This window comes from Mesorhizobium amorphae CCNWGS0123, assembly GCF_001686985.1.
In the GTDB taxonomy this organism is placed as follows: domain Bacteria; phylum Pseudomonadota; class Alphaproteobacteria; order Rhizobiales; family Rhizobiaceae; genus Mesorhizobium; species Mesorhizobium amorphae.
This window is the reverse complement of sequence record NZ_CP015318.1, coordinates 3,609,884-3,626,125: the sequence shown is the minus strand read 5'-3', so window position 1 is coordinate 3,626,125 and position 16,242 is coordinate 3,609,884. Positions and strand designations below refer to the sequence as shown.

At 61.8% G+C, this 16,242-nt stretch carries 13 protein-coding genes and 2 tRNA genes; 10 read left to right on the top strand and 5 right to left on the bottom strand.

The annotated features are described in order from the left end of the window. Positions 1-155: 155 nt before the first annotated feature. Positions 156-1,577 carry an MFS transporter gene (locus A6B35_RS16955; RefSeq protein ID WP_006205949.1) on the top strand — a complete coding sequence of 474 codons (1,422 nt, stop codon included), beginning with the start codon at positions 156-158 and terminating at the stop codon, positions 1,575-1,577. An 11-nt stretch (positions 1,578-1,588) separates the two neighbouring features. Here the strand turns inward: A6B35_RS16955 and A6B35_RS16950 are convergent, their stop codons facing one another. Continuing rightward, positions 1,589-2,386, bottom strand: coding sequence for an RlmE family RNA methyltransferase (locus tag A6B35_RS16950; protein WP_006205948.1), 798 nt, complete (start codon positions 2,384-2,386; stop codon positions 1,589-1,591). Further along, the gene (locus tag A6B35_RS16945; RefSeq protein ID WP_006205947.1) at positions 2,383-3,726 is read right to left on the bottom strand and encodes a Ppx/GppA phosphatase family protein; all 1,344 of its coding nucleotides are present in this window, start codon (positions 3,724-3,726) and stop codon (positions 2,383-2,385) included. Before A6B35_RS16945 ends, A6B35_RS16950 begins: the two co-directional genes overlap by 4 nt. Before the next feature lie 244 nt (positions 3,727-3,970). Between A6B35_RS16945 and A6B35_RS16940 the strand changes: the two genes are divergently transcribed. The 4 genes from A6B35_RS16940 to A6B35_RS16925 all read left to right on the top strand — a co-directional run bounded on the left by A6B35_RS16940 (position 3,971) and on the right by A6B35_RS16925 (position 6,038). Further along, positions 3,971-4,900, top strand: coding sequence for a lysylphosphatidylglycerol synthase domain-containing protein (locus tag A6B35_RS16940; protein ID WP_006205946.1), 930 nt, complete (start codon positions 3,971-3,973; stop codon positions 4,898-4,900). Positions 4,901-5,051: 151 nt separating this feature from the next. Beyond that, positions 5,052-5,125 (top strand) — tRNA-Gln (locus tag A6B35_RS16935). 98 nt (positions 5,126-5,223) lie between these two features. After that, positions 5,224-5,856, top strand: coding sequence for a hypothetical protein (locus A6B35_RS16930; RefSeq protein ID WP_006205945.1), 633 nt, complete (start codon positions 5,224-5,226; stop codon positions 5,854-5,856). A gap of 111 nt (positions 5,857-5,967) precedes the next feature. Continuing rightward, positions 5,968-6,038 (top strand) — tRNA-Gln (locus A6B35_RS16925). Between the two features lie 120 nt (positions 6,039-6,158). Here the strand turns inward: A6B35_RS16925 and A6B35_RS16920 are convergent. Next, positions 6,159-7,124, bottom strand: a complete 966-nt coding sequence (locus A6B35_RS16920) for an AraC family transcriptional regulator (RefSeq protein WP_040584031.1) — start codon at positions 7,122-7,124, stop codon at positions 6,159-6,161. Positions 7,125-7,340: 216 nt separating this feature from the next. Between A6B35_RS16920 and A6B35_RS16915 the strand changes: the two genes are divergently transcribed. From A6B35_RS16915 to A6B35_RS16905, 3 genes are all read left to right on the top strand, one after another. After that, on the top strand, positions 7,341-8,111 hold the full coding sequence (locus A6B35_RS16915) for an alpha/beta hydrolase (protein ID WP_006205941.1): 771 nt from the start codon (positions 7,341-7,343) through the stop codon (positions 8,109-8,111). Between the two features lie 150 nt (positions 8,112-8,261). Next, positions 8,262-9,122 (top strand): alpha/beta fold hydrolase, encoded by an 861-nt coding sequence (locus A6B35_RS16910; RefSeq protein WP_006205940.1) that lies wholly within the window; start codon positions 8,262-8,264, stop codon positions 9,120-9,122. Between the two features lie 68 nt (positions 9,123-9,190). Next, positions 9,191-9,685, top strand: coding sequence for a DUF302 domain-containing protein (locus A6B35_RS16905; protein ID WP_006205939.1), 495 nt, complete (start codon positions 9,191-9,193; stop codon positions 9,683-9,685). Positions 9,686-10,455: 770 nt separating this feature from the next. On the opposite strand, the gene A6B35_RS16900 is transcribed toward A6B35_RS16905, so the two are convergent. After that, complete coding sequence (locus tag A6B35_RS16900) at positions 10,456-12,624, bottom strand: tetratricopeptide repeat protein (RefSeq protein WP_006205938.1); 2,169 nt, start codon at positions 12,622-12,624, stop codon at positions 10,456-10,458. A 651-nt stretch (positions 12,625-13,275) separates the two neighbouring features. Here A6B35_RS16900 and A6B35_RS35615 point away from each other — a divergent pair. Further along, complete coding sequence (locus tag A6B35_RS35615; protein ID WP_006205937.1) at positions 13,276-13,434, top strand: hypothetical protein; 159 nt, start codon at positions 13,276-13,278, stop codon at positions 13,432-13,434. Positions 13,435-13,574: 140 nt separating this feature from the next. Next, the gene (locus A6B35_RS36650) at positions 13,575-13,640 is read left to right on the top strand and encodes a hypothetical protein (protein ID WP_244426112.1); all 66 of its coding nucleotides are present in this window, start codon (positions 13,575-13,577) and stop codon (positions 13,638-13,640) included. A gap of 158 nt (positions 13,641-13,798) precedes the next feature. Here the strand turns inward: A6B35_RS36650 and A6B35_RS16895 are convergent, their stop codons facing one another. Further along, the gene (locus tag A6B35_RS16895; RefSeq protein ID WP_006205936.1) at positions 13,799-16,237 is read right to left on the bottom strand and encodes a tetratricopeptide repeat protein; all 2,439 of its coding nucleotides are present in this window, start codon (positions 16,235-16,237) and stop codon (positions 13,799-13,801) included. Positions 16,238-16,242 lie beyond the last annotated feature (5 nt).

Sequence of the window (16,242 nt, the reverse complement as noted above, 5' to 3'; positions counted from 1 at the left end):
AGTCTGGGATTTGTCCTGACAGCCGCCACCAAGGATTGCGGTCGCACAAAAGTGACAGCAAATTAATGCGACATCCGGACCGCGGCATGATAACCGCCCCTGGTGTCGGCTTGCCCCCGGTCGACGACACAGAGAATCAAGTCCGGACGCGTTTTGTGAACCGCACCATCCCGCTCATCCTGGCGGTCGCTCTTTTCATGGAAAACATGGATTCGACCGTCATCGCGACGTCGCTGCCGGCGATCGCCATCGACATCCACACCAGCCCGATCGCGCTCAAGCTGGCGCTGACGGCCTATCTGGTGTCGCTGGCGATCTTCATTCCGATCAGCGGCTGGATGGCGGATCGCTTCGGCGCCAAGAATGTCTTTCGCGCCGCGATCGCGGTGTTCATCGTCGGTTCGGTCGCCTGCGCGGTTTCCAATTCACTGCCGGCCTTCGTCGTGTCGCGCTTCCTGCAAGGCATTGGCGGCGCCATGATGACGCCGGTCGGGCGCCTGGTGCTGGTGCGCGCGACGCCCAAGAGCGAACTTGTCGCCGCCATGTCCTGGCTGACCGTTCCGGCACTTGTCGGGCCGCTTGTCGGTCCACCGATCGGCGGCTTCATCACCACCTATTTCACCTGGCACTGGATCTTCCTGATCAATGTGCCGATCGGGCTCCTCGGCATCTGGCTTGCCACGCGCTTCCTGCCGGAAACCGAAGCAACCGAGACGCCGCCGCTCGATTTCATCGGCTTCGTGCTGAGCGGGCTGGCAGCGTCAGGCGTGGTCTTCGGCCTGTCGGTGGTCAGCCTGCCGGCCCTGCCGCCGCTTGCCGGCTTGATCACCGTGGCCGTCGGAGTGGTGTCGGGCGCGCTCTACCTACTGCATGCGCGCCGCGCCCAAAACCCGCTGCTGGCGCTCGAATTGTTCCGCAACCAAGTGTTCCGCTCCTCCGTGCTCGGCGGCTCGCTGTTCCGCATCGGCATCGGCGCGGTGCCGTTTTTGCTGCCGCTGATGTTCCAGATCGGCTTCGGGCTGACACCGTTCCAGTCGGGCATGATCACCTTCGTCTCAGCGATCGGCGCCATCGGCATGAAATTCGTCACGGCGCTGATTTTCCGCGTGGCAGGGTTCCGCCGCGTGCTGATTGTCGGCTCGCTGGTGGCGGCGGCATCGATGGGCGTCTACGGCCTGTTCACGCCCGACACGCCCTATGTGCTGATGCTCGCCATGCTTTTGGTTGGCGGCTTCATCCGCTCGATGTTCTTCACGGGCGTCAACGCGCTCTCCTATGCCGAGGTGTCGGCCGAAGACACGAGCAAGGCGACGCCGATCACGGCGGTGTTCCAGCAGCTGTCGATCGCGCTCGGCGTGGCTGTCGCCGGCGGGGTTCTGGAAGTGTCGACATCGATCCACGGCGGATCGCTGACGCTCGCCGACTTCCACATCGCCTTCTTCATAGTGGCGGCGATTTCTGCGGCCGCATCGCTGTCGTTCATGCGGCTGGCGCCCGATGCCGGCAACGCCGTGTCGGGGCATGGCAGGCTGACGACGCCCAAGGTGCTGGAGCCGGCGAGGTCGCCGGGGGAGTAAGGGCGGCCCAATCAGGCCTCGGCATCCCCCGGCCCTCCGCTATGGCTCCGGGCGCTCGAGTCCTTCGGAACGTCCACTGGACGTTCCGATCCGCCTGAGGGCGGACCGGCCTCTCGCCCCTTAAAATCCTTCGCCAGCAAATACAGCTCCACCGACTCATCCCTCGACGCCGGCGGCTTGACGTGGTGGACCGAGCGGAAATTCTTCTTGAGCATGGAGAGCAATTCGTTCTCGGCGCCGCCCTGAAAAGTCTTGGCGAGGAAATGGCCGCCGGGCTTCAGGACCGAAAGCGCGAAGTCCGCCGCCACCTCGCACAAGTGCATGGTGCGGATGTGGTCGGTTCTTTTATGACCGGTTGTGGGGGCCGCCATGTCGGACAGCACGACATCAGGATCGCCGCCGAGCGCCTCGGCAAGCTTTTGCGGCGCCTCGGGATCGAGGAAGTCCATCAAAAGCACCGGCGCGCCAGGCACGGCATCCATTTCCAGATAGTCGATGCCGATGACATGCGGATTGTCCGCCGTCGACTTGGTGCGTGCCGCCGCAACCTGGCACCAGCCGCCGGGGGCGGCACCGAGGTCGATGACCTTCATGCCGGGCTTCAGCAGATGGTGCTTGTCGTCGATCTCGATCAGCTTGTAGGCCGCGCGCGAGCGATAGCCGTCGGCCTTGGAGCGCTGCACATAGGGATCGTTGATGTGGCGCTGCAGCCAGCGGCGCGACGATTCCTTCAGGCCGCTCTTCTTCTTGATCCTGGTCTTCAGGACGCGAATGCTTCCCGAACCTGGCTTTTCCGGTTTCTTGCTCATTGCCGGCCACGCCCGTTATTGCGCCAGACGCCATCATCGGCCATCAGCTCGCTCAAGATGCCCTCGCGCAGGCCGCGGTCGGCGACGCGCAGCCGCTCGGACGGCCACACGGCCCGGATCGCTTCCAGTATGGCGCAGCCGGCGAGCACCAGGTCGGCGCGATCGGCGCCGATACAGGGATTGGCGACGCGTTGCTGGAAATCCCAGCCGACCAGTTTTTCGACCATGCGGTCGACGCTGTCGCGGTCCATCCACAAACCGTCGACGCGGCGGCGGTCGTAGCGCTCGAGGTCGAGATGGACGCCGGCCAGCGTCGTCACCGTGCCGGAGGTGCCGAGCAGGTGGAAATTCGGACTGGCGAGCACATGTGCCAGCCGGTCGCGCCCGTCGAAGGCCTTCAGCCGGACCGCGACATCCTCGACCATGGCGGTGAAGATCTCGCGCGTCACGGTACGACCACCAAAGCGCTCGGCCAGCGAGACGACGCCGACGGGCAGCGAGGTCCAGGAGACGATGTGGTTGGCGAGCCGTGGCGAACGATGCCCGGTGAGGTCGATCAGCGCGATTTCGGAAGAGCCGCCGCCGATGTCGAACAGGACGACGCCTTGCGTGTCGCGCTCGACCAGCGAACCGCAGCCCGACACAGCAAGCCGCGCCTCGGTCTGGCGGTCGATGATCTCGAGCTTCAGCCCCGCCTCGCGCTCGACGCGCTCGAGGAATTCGACGCCATTGTCAGCCGAGCGACAGGCTTCGGTGGCGATCAGCCTCGCCTTCCTGATCTTGCGGTTGCGCAGCTTGTCGCCGCAGACCTTCAGCGCCTCGACGGCGCGGTCCATGGCGGCCTGACCGAGGCGGCCATTGGCGGTGAGCCCCTCGCCCAGCCTGACGATGCGCGAAAAGGCATCGATGACCCGGAACTGGCCATGGCGCGTCGGCACCGCGACCAGCAGGCGGCAATTGTTGGTGCCGAGATCGAGCGCGGCGAACACAGGCAGTTCCTGCATCGGCGGCCGGCCGTGCTGCGGCCGGGCCGCTACCGGCGAAGGCGCGGCTTCGGGCGGACGGGCGACCGGCGCGACACTGGCGGCTGGCGCCGGTGCCTTCGCGGCAGGATTGTCGTCGCGGGCGAAAACCTTGCGGCCGCGCCGGCGCTTGCGCCGTTTTCTTGATTTGCCTTTCTGGTGCTGGGCCTCGCCCGCCTCGTCAGCATGTCTGCTGCCTGGCCCCGCATGGCGATCGTGATGCCGCCCGGCGGATGGGCTTGCCTGACCTGGCGGCGTCGGCGAAGCCCTGGACACGCCCACTGCCGGCGCACCAGCGCCGGTGTCGTGGTCTTCCACTTCAGTTCCTTCCGGCGCCGCGCGAACCGGAGACCGGACGCAGCAGGCGCTTAAATGTTTCAAGTTGCGGCCAGACTAACAGCGCCGGGCCGGATCACCAAGAGCGCACGCGGGTGAATTTTCGCGGCGCAATGCGCCGGCAGTGCTTGCCTGTTGAATAGCCGGCTTCAATCAGGCATGTCTGAAATCGAGGGCGGACTGGGAAAGAGATGCGGGGCCAAAGCCTGACGATGAGCTGCGACGCATGAACTGGAGGCGCTATCTCTGGCCGGTCATCGGCATTGCGGCGGTCGTCTTCTCGCTCCTGCTTTTGTGGCACGAGTTGCGCGGCATCTCGATCGACGATGTCTGGGACGGCATTGTCGCGATCCCGGCGCGCGGCTGGCTGCTGGCAGCCTTGAGCTCCGTCATCGCTTATGCCTCGCTCGCCGGCTACGACCACATCGCGCTTTTGCATATCGGCAAGAAGGTCTCGTGGCTGTTCGTCACCTTCTGCTCCTTCACCACCTATGCGCTGTCGCACAATATCGGCGGTTCGGTCATCTCGGGCGCCGTGATCCGCTACCGCGCCTACGGCACTAGGGGGCTCAGCGGCCAGGATGTCGGCGTACTCGTCGCCATCTGCTGGATCACGTTCGTGCTGTCCAGCCTGCTCGTTGGCGGCCTCGTGCTGGTGTTCGAACCCGAGATCATCGACCGTTATTCCGGTGCCCCGCACCATGGACTGGCGATCGCCGCCGGCCTCGCCATGCTGATCCTCGTCGGCGCCTATGTCTTCGGCAGCTGGCTGCATCTGAAGCCGCTCAAGATCGGCAGCTTCCAGTTGCACTATCCGGCGCTGCCGATCGTGGCGCGGCAATTGCTGATCGGTCCGATCGAGCTTTTGGCGGCGGCGGCGATCATCTTCTTTGCGCTCCCCGCCGGCAACCCGGGCTATTTCGTCATCCTCGGCGTCTTCCTGGTGTCGTTCTCGGTGGCGCAGATCTCGCATGCGCCGGGCGGCCTCGGCGTGTTCGAGGTGGTGTTCCTTGCCGGTCTGTCGCACATGGACCCGGTCGGCGTGCTGGCGGCGCTCCTCGTGTTCCGACTGTTCTACCTGATCATCCCGCTGCTGATCGGGCTCTGTGTGGTGCTGTTCTTCGAACACTCGCAATACAGCCGGACGGAGAATTGAGGCTCGCTCGCCGCCGGAGCTGAGGCGGGAGCGCCAAAAGGCAGCGATTGAAACGCAGCGCGGGGTTGACTATTTTCCGGCGGCGGCTACAAGGCAGCGCTCGCGGCACATAGCCGCCCGCTTCGCACGGTCCGTTATCGACCGCGCCTGCTGGGGAATAGGTTAACGGTAGACCCACGGACTCTGACTCCGTTAGTCCTGGTTCGAATCCAGGTTCCCCAGCCAAGATTCCACAACAGAAACATGTCTTGGTGCGGCAATTCGGCCCTGCTTTCATTTTGCATCGCTATGCTTCCCAAGAGGTTCCTGCACGAGACCGCTTCATGCCCACCGATAGCCAGTACATTCTCGAAAGCATCAAGCAGGGATGCGTGATGCTTACCGATGACGAGTTCTTCATCGACAGGCTGGTGAAGTATGTCGGCAACGGAAGGATCCGCTGGCACGTCGAATTCCGTGGGCATCGCATCGAGCTGACGACAGGCCAGCTCAAGAAGCAGCCTACCTTCCGCAGGAAGATGCTCGAACAAGCAGGTGTGCTGCCGCCCCAGCGTGCAGGAGCCAGCTACAGGCGATGGGCTATCGATCTGAGGAAGAATGCCATCGAGCTTCCCTGGCGCGACAGGCCGGTCGATGCCGGTTTCGCTATCGACAGGCTCGCCAGCCACGGCGATGGGCGATGGACGGTTGAATACCAGGGCAAGGCCATCAAGTTCACGACGACCAAGCTACGCAGGCAAGTCAGTTTCCGCAAACGCATGCTGGCCAAGGCCAAGGTCCTGCCGCCCCAACTTGACCCGCTTGCCTACCGGAAGTGGATGGACTGGCTCATTCAAAACGCCACCGAGGCTGCACCGCAAGCCGGCGATGCCTCGATGACAGAGAAAAGCTGGCTTGACGACCTGCCAGAGCTAGCCGGCTGGCAAAATGAAGCGCCGCCCCAAGGGACGAACTAGCGTGGCGGCAGTATCTAAACGCAGAAGCCAAGGGGGCCAGCAGACAATTGACCCTTTGGCCACCTCCTCGGCCCCTGCGGTTTTCACGTTTGTCCTCATAGCCACGCTGGCTGGGGAATAGGGTAACGGCAGACCCACGGACTCTGACTCCGTTGATCCTGGTTCGAATCCAGGTTCCCCAGTCGATCGCGAATTGTAGAACTAGCTGACGACCGGTTTGGGGCCGCATGCAGACTGTCCACTGCTATATGGCACCTCGCGAAAGCAGTCTGTCGCGACTGTGATAGCCAGCCTGGTCGAGGTCAATCGGCGACTTCCGCTTCCAGAACGCCACCTTGCCTTCGGCCACTGTCAGACCGGCGCACCGCTCGATAACGGCCAGGCGACAGGCCATGATGTCGATGGAACAGCTTCGAAAACGCGGCCGTGGTCTCGTAGCCTACACGGGTCGCAATCCGTGCAATTCCCTCGTCGCTTGTTTCGAGTAGAAACGCAGCCTCCGACATCCGTCGTGCGATCAGATAGCGGTACATGGACTGGCCAACGAGCTTGGTGAAGCGAGCCGAAAATGCCGAGCGGCCGAGCCCCACGCTGAGCCCAAGGTCGCCAAGTGTCCAGGGCCGATCCGGTCGTTCGTGAATCAACTGAAGCGCCGGTCCTATGTGCGGGTCCGCCATCGCCCCCAGCCACCCGCCTTCTCCGGGACCGAGCGACTTGATCCAGCTTCGCAACACCTCGACGAAGAGCACTTCAGTTAGACGTGAGAGCGCGACGCCTTGCCCGGGACGCTCGAACGCCGCCTCGCTCACCATGCGTTGCAGAATGGCCTTGAGCCATTCTCCGTCTTCCGTCGGCTTCAGGAGAAGCACGGGCGGAAGCAATTCCAAGACGCTGCCGCGCGAGGGCGGCCGTGCCACTGTGAAATTACCACAGATCATCGTCGCGAGCGGCTGCTCGCCGCCTCCGTGACGAACGAGGCCAAGACGCCCAGCTAGTCGATCGATGTCGAGAATCGGCAGCGGCTCCGTCTCGCTATCCGAGTAGATCACATGAGGCTCGCCACGCGTGACGACAACAAAGTCGCCCTCGGTCATGTGGAGTTCTCGTCCCTTTTCGAGCGCGAGGGTAGCTGAGCCACGACTGAGATAGTGGAACAGGGCGTATGGGCGCGCTGGCAATGCCAGATTCCATGGATGGCCGAGCTCGAAGTGGAAGAGCAGGGTCCCACTGAGGCGGACGCGATCAAGCACTTGGGCGAGGATGTCCATCGTCCCGATGTTAATACGACGGACAGTCAGACACAATATTCGGACGATTGAGGCCTAACGTCCAAATGCTCCACGTACTACCTGATCTCACGTCGAGCCAACAGGTCGCGCGGCAAACCATCACGCAAACGACGGATGGGAGAACCGCGACTTTTTGCCGACACGCCTGCCCTTTCTCCGGACCCGCGTCGTCCGTCATCTCAACAGGAGCAACCAATGCGAAATCTTCTACTCTCCGTCGCCACCGTCCTCATGGCCGGAGCAACGGTTGCCGGCCCCGCCCAATCGACTCAACTGCCTAAGGGGGCGGCTCACAACATCGTGCTCGTCCACGGCGCTTTCGTCGACCAGACGAGTTGGAAGCCGGTTGCCGATATCCTCACGAAGAAGGGCTACAATGTAACGCTCGTCGAAAACCCGCTCACCTCCCTCGCAGCGGACGTCGATGCCACCAAACAGGCGCTCGCGAAACAGAACGGCAAGACCGTTCTCGTTGGCCACTCCTGGGGCGGTGTGGTCATCACGCAAGCAGGTGACGATCCCAAGGTCTCGGCCCTCGTCTACGTCTCTGCATTCGCGCCCGACGTGGGACAATCTCTGGCGAGCTTAGCCAAGAGCGGTCCGGCAACCGAAGGCGCCGCGGCGATTCATCCCGACGAAAAGGGCAACCTCTACATCGATCCCAAAGTGTTTCCTTCGGCAGTCGCGGCCGACCTTCCTCCGGAGATCGCAGAATCCTTGGCAAACCATCAGCTCCCGTTGAACCACACAGCGTTCGAGGCTCCGGTCGATACGGCAGCTTGGCACGACAAGCCAACGTTCTATGTGATCAGCACGAAGGACAAGGTCATCGCACCCGAGGCTCAAAAGATGTTCGCCGCCGGGATGAAGGCCCAGACGACGGAGGTCGCCGGCAGCCATGCCTCCCTGGTCGTCCACGCGAAGGAAGTCGCCGCGGTGATTGAAAAGGCCGCGCTCGTGAAGTGACGATTTTGCTCCCGGCGCCTTCGTGCCGGGAGCACCACGCGTGCTCGGCGGACTGCGGAATGCCTCGGTCCGCGAGCGGCGCAGACCTAGCCAAAATCGCACCCAGCTACTCCCACTCGATTATTCCATGCCAAGCATCCGGAGGATGACATGACTGAGTTCGACACTGCGAGCCAGGACACCGCCACGCTAGAAACGGCCCCCACCCGTTACGTCGAAGGCGGCGGTATTCGCTTCGCCTATCGCCGCCTCGGCCCATCGACCGGAACGGCGCTGGTTCTCCTGCAGCATTTCTCGGGCAACATCGACGCGTGGGACCCCGCCGTCGTGAATGTCCTGGCCGCCAATCGACCGGTGATCGCCTTCGATAACGCCGGGGTCGGCCGCTCGACAGGCCAAACGCCCGACAATATCGAGGCGATGGCCCGAGACGCGGTCGCTTTTATCAAACTGCTCGGCCTCTCCGAAGTCGACCTTCTTGGCTTTTCCCTCGGCGGCTGCGTCGCCCAGCAGATCGCTGCCGAGCACGGACGGCTGGTCCGCAAGCTCATCCTCGTTGGCACGGCTCCGAAAGGTGGAGAGGAGCATCTGTTGACGGTTCTCCAGGACGCGTTTTCCCAAACCGAGGCGCCGGACCTCCGCCTGCCTCTATTCTTCACGAAGTCGTCCGCCAGCCAGTCGGCCGGCCTGGCGTTCCTGAAGCGGGCGAAGGCGCGTAAGGAAGATCGGGACACCGACAACGGCGGCGCGGTGACGGATCCGCAGGCCAAGGCGCTTACTACCTGGTGCGCCACACCTGATCCCGAGCACGCCATTCTGCGCGCCATCCGCCAGCCCGCCCTCGTGGTCAGCGGCAGCCACGACACCATGCTGCCGGCGGACAACGCCTATGCAATGTTCAAGGCTCTAAGCAACGCCCAGCTGGTCCTCTATCCCGATTCCAGCCACGGCGCCCTGTTTCAGTACCACGAATTGTTCGTCAGCCACGTCCGGACCTTCCTGGAAGCGTGATCGGCGGTTGCATGATCCCGGCGCGATCGGTCGCACCTTTATTCCTGAGAGTTGTTGCGGAGAAAGAAATGACAATCGCAAAGGTCGAGGTTGAGCGTTTCAGCCTGACGTGTTCCAAACCATTCGACGCCGTTGTGGCCGTGCTCAAGTCAGCAGTTGGGCAACCCGACATGGTCGAATTTTTCAAGGCGACGAGGGCTGCAAATTCCTTCTCGGATTTGGAGCGCGTTGTGCAAAACAGCCAAGGCCGCACAGGTCTCATGCTCTTCGCGGAATTCGACCTGGGCGCCATTCTGCGCCGCGAAACTGGACGCGACACTCCTAAGAGCATGCGGTTTTTAGTGGGCAATCCTCTCATTATGAAAGAAATGGTCAAGCACGTTCCCGATGCTGGATCTTACGCCCCAGTCACAGTCCTTCTTGATCAACGTCCCGATGGCGTGCATGTCTCCTATGACAAAATGGAGAGTTATCTGCTCTCTTATGGTAGTTTGGAGGCTCTTGCTGTCGCCCGCGACCTTGATGCGAAAATCACAACCTTGTTGCGCGAATGCGCAAGCTAAGCTCTCCTGATGAAGCTTCTGACGGATGGAAGTGAGAGCCTGTCCCGAAAACGCATGACCTCCCGCGATGCGGCGGATGAGAACCATTGCGACGGGCGTTGAGTAAAGCGGTCGCCGAAGCGATGGTGGCTCGGCATCCTTCCGGGTCGTGCGGAGCGGCTCGGTACGGGATCGCTTCGAGAGACGGTGACAGCCCCGCGAGCAAGCGCGTTCCGTCTCGGCGGCACCACTTGCGTCGCGATGCGACGTGCGCTTTCCCTCGCGAGCTCGATCGACTCACCCACAGGCGCGGCAAGCAGCCATTCTTGGCGCATTGAATGAACGGCTGCTTTTGGGCGCGGTGACCACCACTTCGAACGGCCGATATCAGGCGCAAAGCTGCCGTTCAGACCGTCGAGAACTTGGGAGGAGATGCTGACGCCTGCGGCATACGTGCCAGAAGTCGATGCCTTCCGCACTATCAAAAGCCCAATCTAGTATCCTACTTTGTCCATAAGCACGCGCAACTCGGGCTGAGGCGCGACCCAGAAAGTTCGAAAAGCTTCCAGGAACCCCAGCCAAATCTCAGATTTCGAAGTTTGGCGCTCGCGTTTTCCTCAATGCGCGCGGCCGCTGCAGTCGTTTCCACAAGGGTGTCAAACGGTTGCCGAAAGACCAGCGCGCTCGACGGCACAAACGTGGATAAAGCGTCCTGACCTCCATTGTCGACGGGCTTCTGACCAAACGCCGAATTCGCGCCGAACACTGGGGAGGTCGATTCTCAAATGGTCTCATTTGATGGTCGAAAACTCAAAACGATCAAAACGGAAAACTGCCGTATACTCGTGGCCCCGCCCCGGCGTCCCTGCAGGATTGCGGAAGATCGCGCCGCAGGTTGTCTGAACTTTCGGAATAGCGTCGCACAGGAAGTTCTCCTGCACCCAACTGGTTCCTTTATCTATCCATGCGCCTCCCCCGCGCAGGTCATGACCGAGGATGAGCGACCTGATCTCCGAACCGGTAAGCCGGTCCTTCGCATCCAAATCGAGCTGTTCCGGCAACTCCGGCACACCGGCCTTGTCCAGGCCGTCCAGCAGGCGCCCGATGTCTGCCGGGTTCTTGAACACAAAATACCTCTGCGTAACCAGCTGATTTGCCCCTCCATCCTTTCTTTCCAACATGACGTTCCTTAGCCTGTCGCTATAGGCGGCGACCTGGTCACTACGCCCGAGATGTGCGTAGGCCGAGACCAATACCTGCAGGCCGTAGAATTTCGGCCATGGATCGGGCGATTGGAGATCGATCCTTTCAAGGTAGTCGACGGCTTCCTCGAAACGACCCTGGCCAAATGCAGCCAGCCCAGTCTGGTAGTGCCGATGGTCATTGCCGCCTGGATCGACACGGTTGGCCGCGTCGAGATAGTCGCGGGCCTCGTTCGGCCTGCCATTGAAACTCAGGGCTTCTGCCAGCCCGACATAGTTCAGGGGATCGCTCGGGTCGAGCGCCACTGCCTTGAACATAACCGCGACTGCCTCATCGGACCGGTGCTCGCGAACCAGCAAACTGGCGACGAGCTGATAGTAGGAGGGCGAAGGATGCTTGGCCGCCTGCTCCAGGTACTTGTAGACGTTGTAAATCGCGATAATGTCCGAGACTGCCAAAGCCTTGACCCGCGGCCCGTCCATCTCCCAATAGGCCCATGCGAGCGATGCTGCCGCCGCGCCGAAGTTCGGATCGAGTTCCAGCGCCTGCTGGAATAACCTCACCGCCTGCGCAAACTCCTCTGGAGTATTGCGACGATTGTAGATTTCCATGCCCATGAGGTAAGCTTCGTAGGCTGCGGGATTGCGCGTGCCTCCTGCGAAGTCTGCCTTACCTTGGGCGCTGACGAGACGGAGCTTGAGCGCGCCTGCGATGCTGGCGACGACCTTGTCCTGTAGCGCAAAGACATCCGCCCACTGGCCGTCGAAACGTTCCGCCCAGAGATGACCGGTGGTCGAGCCGTCGACCAATTGAGCGTTGATACGCATGTCGTCGCCGACCCGACGTATCGAGCCCTCCAGCATGTACCGGACACCAAGCGCAGCGGCGACCTCCGCGGGTTTAGTCTCCTTGCCCTTGTAGGCGGAAGCCGCGTTTCGCGACACGACGAACAAGCCGGGTATGCGTGCAAGTTCTGTGGTCAGGTCTTCGGTGAAACCGTCTGCCAGATAGCCTTGCGCCTTATCGTCGCTGAGATTGTCAAATGGAAGCACGACGAGGGATGGCCGGGCGTCGGCTTTCGCGTTGGCCTCCAAAGCGGCTGGCCGAATCGTCGGCTCCCACAGTCGCCACCAGGCTGCGGCAAGGCCGACTGCGACAACTAAGACCCCAATAGAGACGGCCAGATTGCGCCAGAAGCGTGGGGGTTGATTGACATCATCCCTAGGCTTTCCCGCCACCGCGGGATCGAGCAGCACCCGGTATACCTTCACCGATTCGGCGATGTTCTTCAGCTTCTGTTCGCCCATCGGCTCAAAGCCGAAAGCCAACTTCTTCTCGACCTCTTTGGCGACCTTTCCTGAGACGCAGATGCCGCCAGGTTGTGCCAGCTGTTGAAGCCTGGCAGCGACGTTGACTCCCTCGCCATACCGGTCCTCGCCCTCGACAATCACCTCGCCGAGATTGATCCCGATCCTGACGCGAATCCGATGATCTTCGGAAACGGCGGCGTTGCGTTCCACTAGGCCGCGCTGCAACGACACGGCACATTCGACCGCGTCGACGACGCTACCGAATTCGGCCAGCAGTCCATCGCCTATCAGCTTGAAGACGCGGCCGTGGTGGCGGGCAATCTCGGGCTCGAACAGTTCCTTGCGTCCAGCACGAAGGCGCTCGAACGTGCCGGCCTCGTCGCGCTCCATCTGGGTGGAATAGCCCACAACATCAGCGGCGAGAATGGCGGAAAGCTTGCGGTCCATCGATCTGGCCCATCCTCGACGGATTATAGAACTAGTTGCGCTGAAATGAAAACGACTGACCTCACCAGCGTCCGCCGTGGGCGTCTCGGGATCCAGCAGCGGTCCAAGGTCGCTAAGCACAAAGACGTAAGGTGAGCCAGCTGCTAGCCAGCCGTAGGGGCGAAACCAAAATGCCCCGGCGCCTAGGTCGGCACCGGGGCTCTGGGCATGTACGAGCTACACCAGCATGTCCACTTATGAACGTGCGCTAATATGGTGAAGGAAAGGTGAAGCGCATCTTCGGCGGCTGCGCCCGCGCCCTCAAAGGCTATATTTGCTGAATTAGCAGCCTGTAACGTATTAACCAAAATTTAGACCGCGCTGTCCTATTCTGAGACAGCGCGGTCAACTACTACCCCTGGCTGCGCAGGCTCCGGCTAAACCCAGCCCCCAAGCCGGTCGGAGCCGCCACTCTGCTAATATACTAGCAATGGTTGAATTAACGGTTACCACACGTGCTTTCTAGTGCGCTGTGCCGATCGTTAGACTTTGATTGAACCGCCGTCAGAGTAGCCCGCCAGCGCGCGTTCCTTGGTCACCTCATCGAACGGGGGGATTCACATTTCGTCGGATCTGATCTAGGCTCGCCCTCAAAATCGCAGGGTGGCAACCATGGAAGCGATGTTCGACGACCTTTCCCGCGCCGTTCAGGCGCCTCGTAGAGACGAGTGGACGCTTGTCCGCGCCATCGCCCTCGATCTGGTCGGGAAGCTTGCTGGCGGCCTTGCTATCGGCCTAGGCATCGCCATTGGGCTCGCACTCGTCCGTTAGAGCGGCGCGCACGAGGCCACGTCCAGATAGAGACTGATCGCACCGCCGCCGGGCCCGTGACGGCGAGACCAAGATCGTCGAGATGAAGTCCGGCGTCCTGTGCGTTCATCCCGCCCGATTGGGCGCACCGCACCATCAATGTGGGCAGCGAGAAACTCGTTTTCGTTTGGGTGTGCAATACGGCTACTTGCCATGACCGAATCTAATGGCCTGATCTGTCCAATGAGCACACGCAATTCGGGTTGAGGCGCAATCCAGAAAGTTCGAAAAGCTTCCCGGAACCCAAGACAGCTATTTGCGCATTGAATCAACTAGTTAAGCGGCACAGTTGCATTGCATCCCATACCCCTGCAATCCGTGCACTCTATGGCAGCGCCTTGAGGGCGTCCGCGATCCTGGCGAGATTGTCCGAAGTCTCGGCTGCACTGTCTCCTGCTGCCGTGATCACCTGTTTCGCGCTTTCGCACAATTGCCTGGCTTCGAGCAGCGCCCCGCGATCCTTCATTCGGCTGCCCGTCCCGAGCAGCGCGTGGCAGAGGCTGTCGGAAGTCGCCGCGGCACTTCTTGCTTCTTGCAGTTGCAATTGGACAGCCAGCGCCTCGCGCAGGATCGGGATGGCCTGCTCGAACCGAGCCACTTCGTCCTCCTGTTCGCCGATCAGCACAAGGCTGTATCCGATCGAGTTCTGCATGAAGGCCCACGCCTGTGGTTGCAGCTCGCGCGTATTTATCTGCTGGCTGTTTCGCAACGACACGATTGCGGCCTCCCAATGCTTGACCCGTTCAGGCCCTGCTGCCCTTGCCGCAAGTTTGCCGAGCGCATTTGCCAAATTGCCATGAGCCGACGCCCAGTTCAGCGGAACCCGCTCGCGCGTCCATTCTTCCAGCGCGGCGTGGAAGGCTGCAATCGCTTCGTCGAGGCGAGGCGTACCGCTCTCAAGCATGCCGAGCCGCATAAGCGCGAGGCCGAGGTTGTTCTGCGCCCTCGCCCATTCGATCGGCACACGTTCGCGGGTCAGCTCTTCCAGCGCTGCATGCAAGACCGCGACGGCCTCCTCGAGACTCGCCTTGTCCGTGTCGTGCCGACCGAGAGAGGTCAGGGCGCTGCCGAGGTTATTCTGTGCCATCGCCCATTTGAGCGGTGCCCGCTTACGGGTCCATACCTCCTGCGCCGTGCGAAACGCCGTGATCGCGTCCTTGATGTGGGAGAGGTCGGTCTCCTTCTCGCTGAGGGCCAAAAGTGTGCCTCCGAGATTGTTCTGCGTTGTTGCCCAATCGATCGGAACACGATCCCTGGTCAATTCCTGGAGTGCCGCACGGTAGGCCGCGGCAGCCTTCTCAAGGCGCTCCGTGCCCGGCTCGAGTGCCCCGAGTGACCACAAGGCATTGCCGAGACTGCTCTGGGCGGCGGCCCATTTGATCGGCAGGCGCTCGCGGGTCCATTCCTCCAGTGCCCCGTTGAAAGCCGCAATCGATTGCTCCAGATGTGCTGCGTCGCTCTCCCGATCGCCGATCGCCCAAAGCGCAAGGCCAAGATTGAGTTGAACCTTCGCCCAGTCGAGCGGAGAGCGCTTGCGGGTCAGTTCTTCAAGCGCCGCCTGATAAGCCGTCACGGCGTCTTTCAGCCGAGAGGTCTCGCTCTCGCGCAGACCAAGTGTGCGTAGCGCATTGCCGAGATTGATTTGGGTCAGTGCCCAGCCGATCGGCTCGCGCTGCTTTGTTCGCTCCTCCAACGCAGCATGAAAAGCGGCAATCGCTTCCTCCAGGTTCGCGGTGCCATTGTCTCGTTCGCCGATCGCCCAGAGCGCGATGCCAAGGTTGGTTTGAGTGGTCGCCCAATCAATTGGCACCCGCACACGCGTTCGCTCTTCAAGCGCCGCCCGGAACGCGGCGCCAGCCAGTTCGAGGCGTTCCTTGCCTCCTTCGCGGACGCCAAGGGCAAGAAGGGCAAGACCCAGCGCATTTTCGGTGCCCGCCCATTCAAGCGGGGATCCTGATCGAGAAGTCGTCTGAAGCAAGCTTTCATTCAATTCGATCGCCCGCTGCAGGGCCGCGGTATCTCCATATTCCTCCCCCTGCTGACCAAACGCCGAGGCTTCTTGCCTCAGATACTCGCGTCGCTGAGCGACGTATGCGTCATCCGGCGGGAGCGTGGCGGCCGCACTCGCGAAATGTTTCGCCGCATCCTTGTAACGAAGCCGGCCGAGTGCGAGGTCGCCACGGTTGGCAAGCGTCTTGGCGCGGTTTACCGCAAGGTTGTCCTCGGCCTGAGACTGCTTTTCGTCAATGGTGGAGAGCAGGGAATCGGCCTTGTCGAGTTCGCCGGCCTTGGTCGCGGCTTCCACTTGTTGCTTGAGGTCGGTTATTTCGGGCGTGTCGCCCGGCTCGGCCGCCGCGATCGACTGCAATAGCTTGAATTTCTGGGCAATCTCGACAAGCTTGCTTGAAAGTTGCTCGGAAGGAACGTTTGTCTCTCCGAGAATCTCAAACGCCGCCCGCACCTGGCCGTTGGTCAGGTCGAGTGTCTGCTTGAGACGCTCAACCGATGCCTTGCGGTCCTCAGCCATTTCCCGAAGGTCTTGGTTGCTCCTTTGCAGCTCTTCCCTGGTCTGTTTGAACTCCTCGACGATCGCGGCCAGGAGCTCCGGAGGTACCCCGCAGACATTCGAGATGTTGCTGGCTTCGACCGAGTCCGCAATCGCGATCGCGCAATTCTTGACCTCGGTATCGCCAATCGCCTTTGCAGGTCCCAGGGCGAGGTGGAAATACACCGCGGCAGCAATAAAACTGGCCACGTACCGCATCGGAA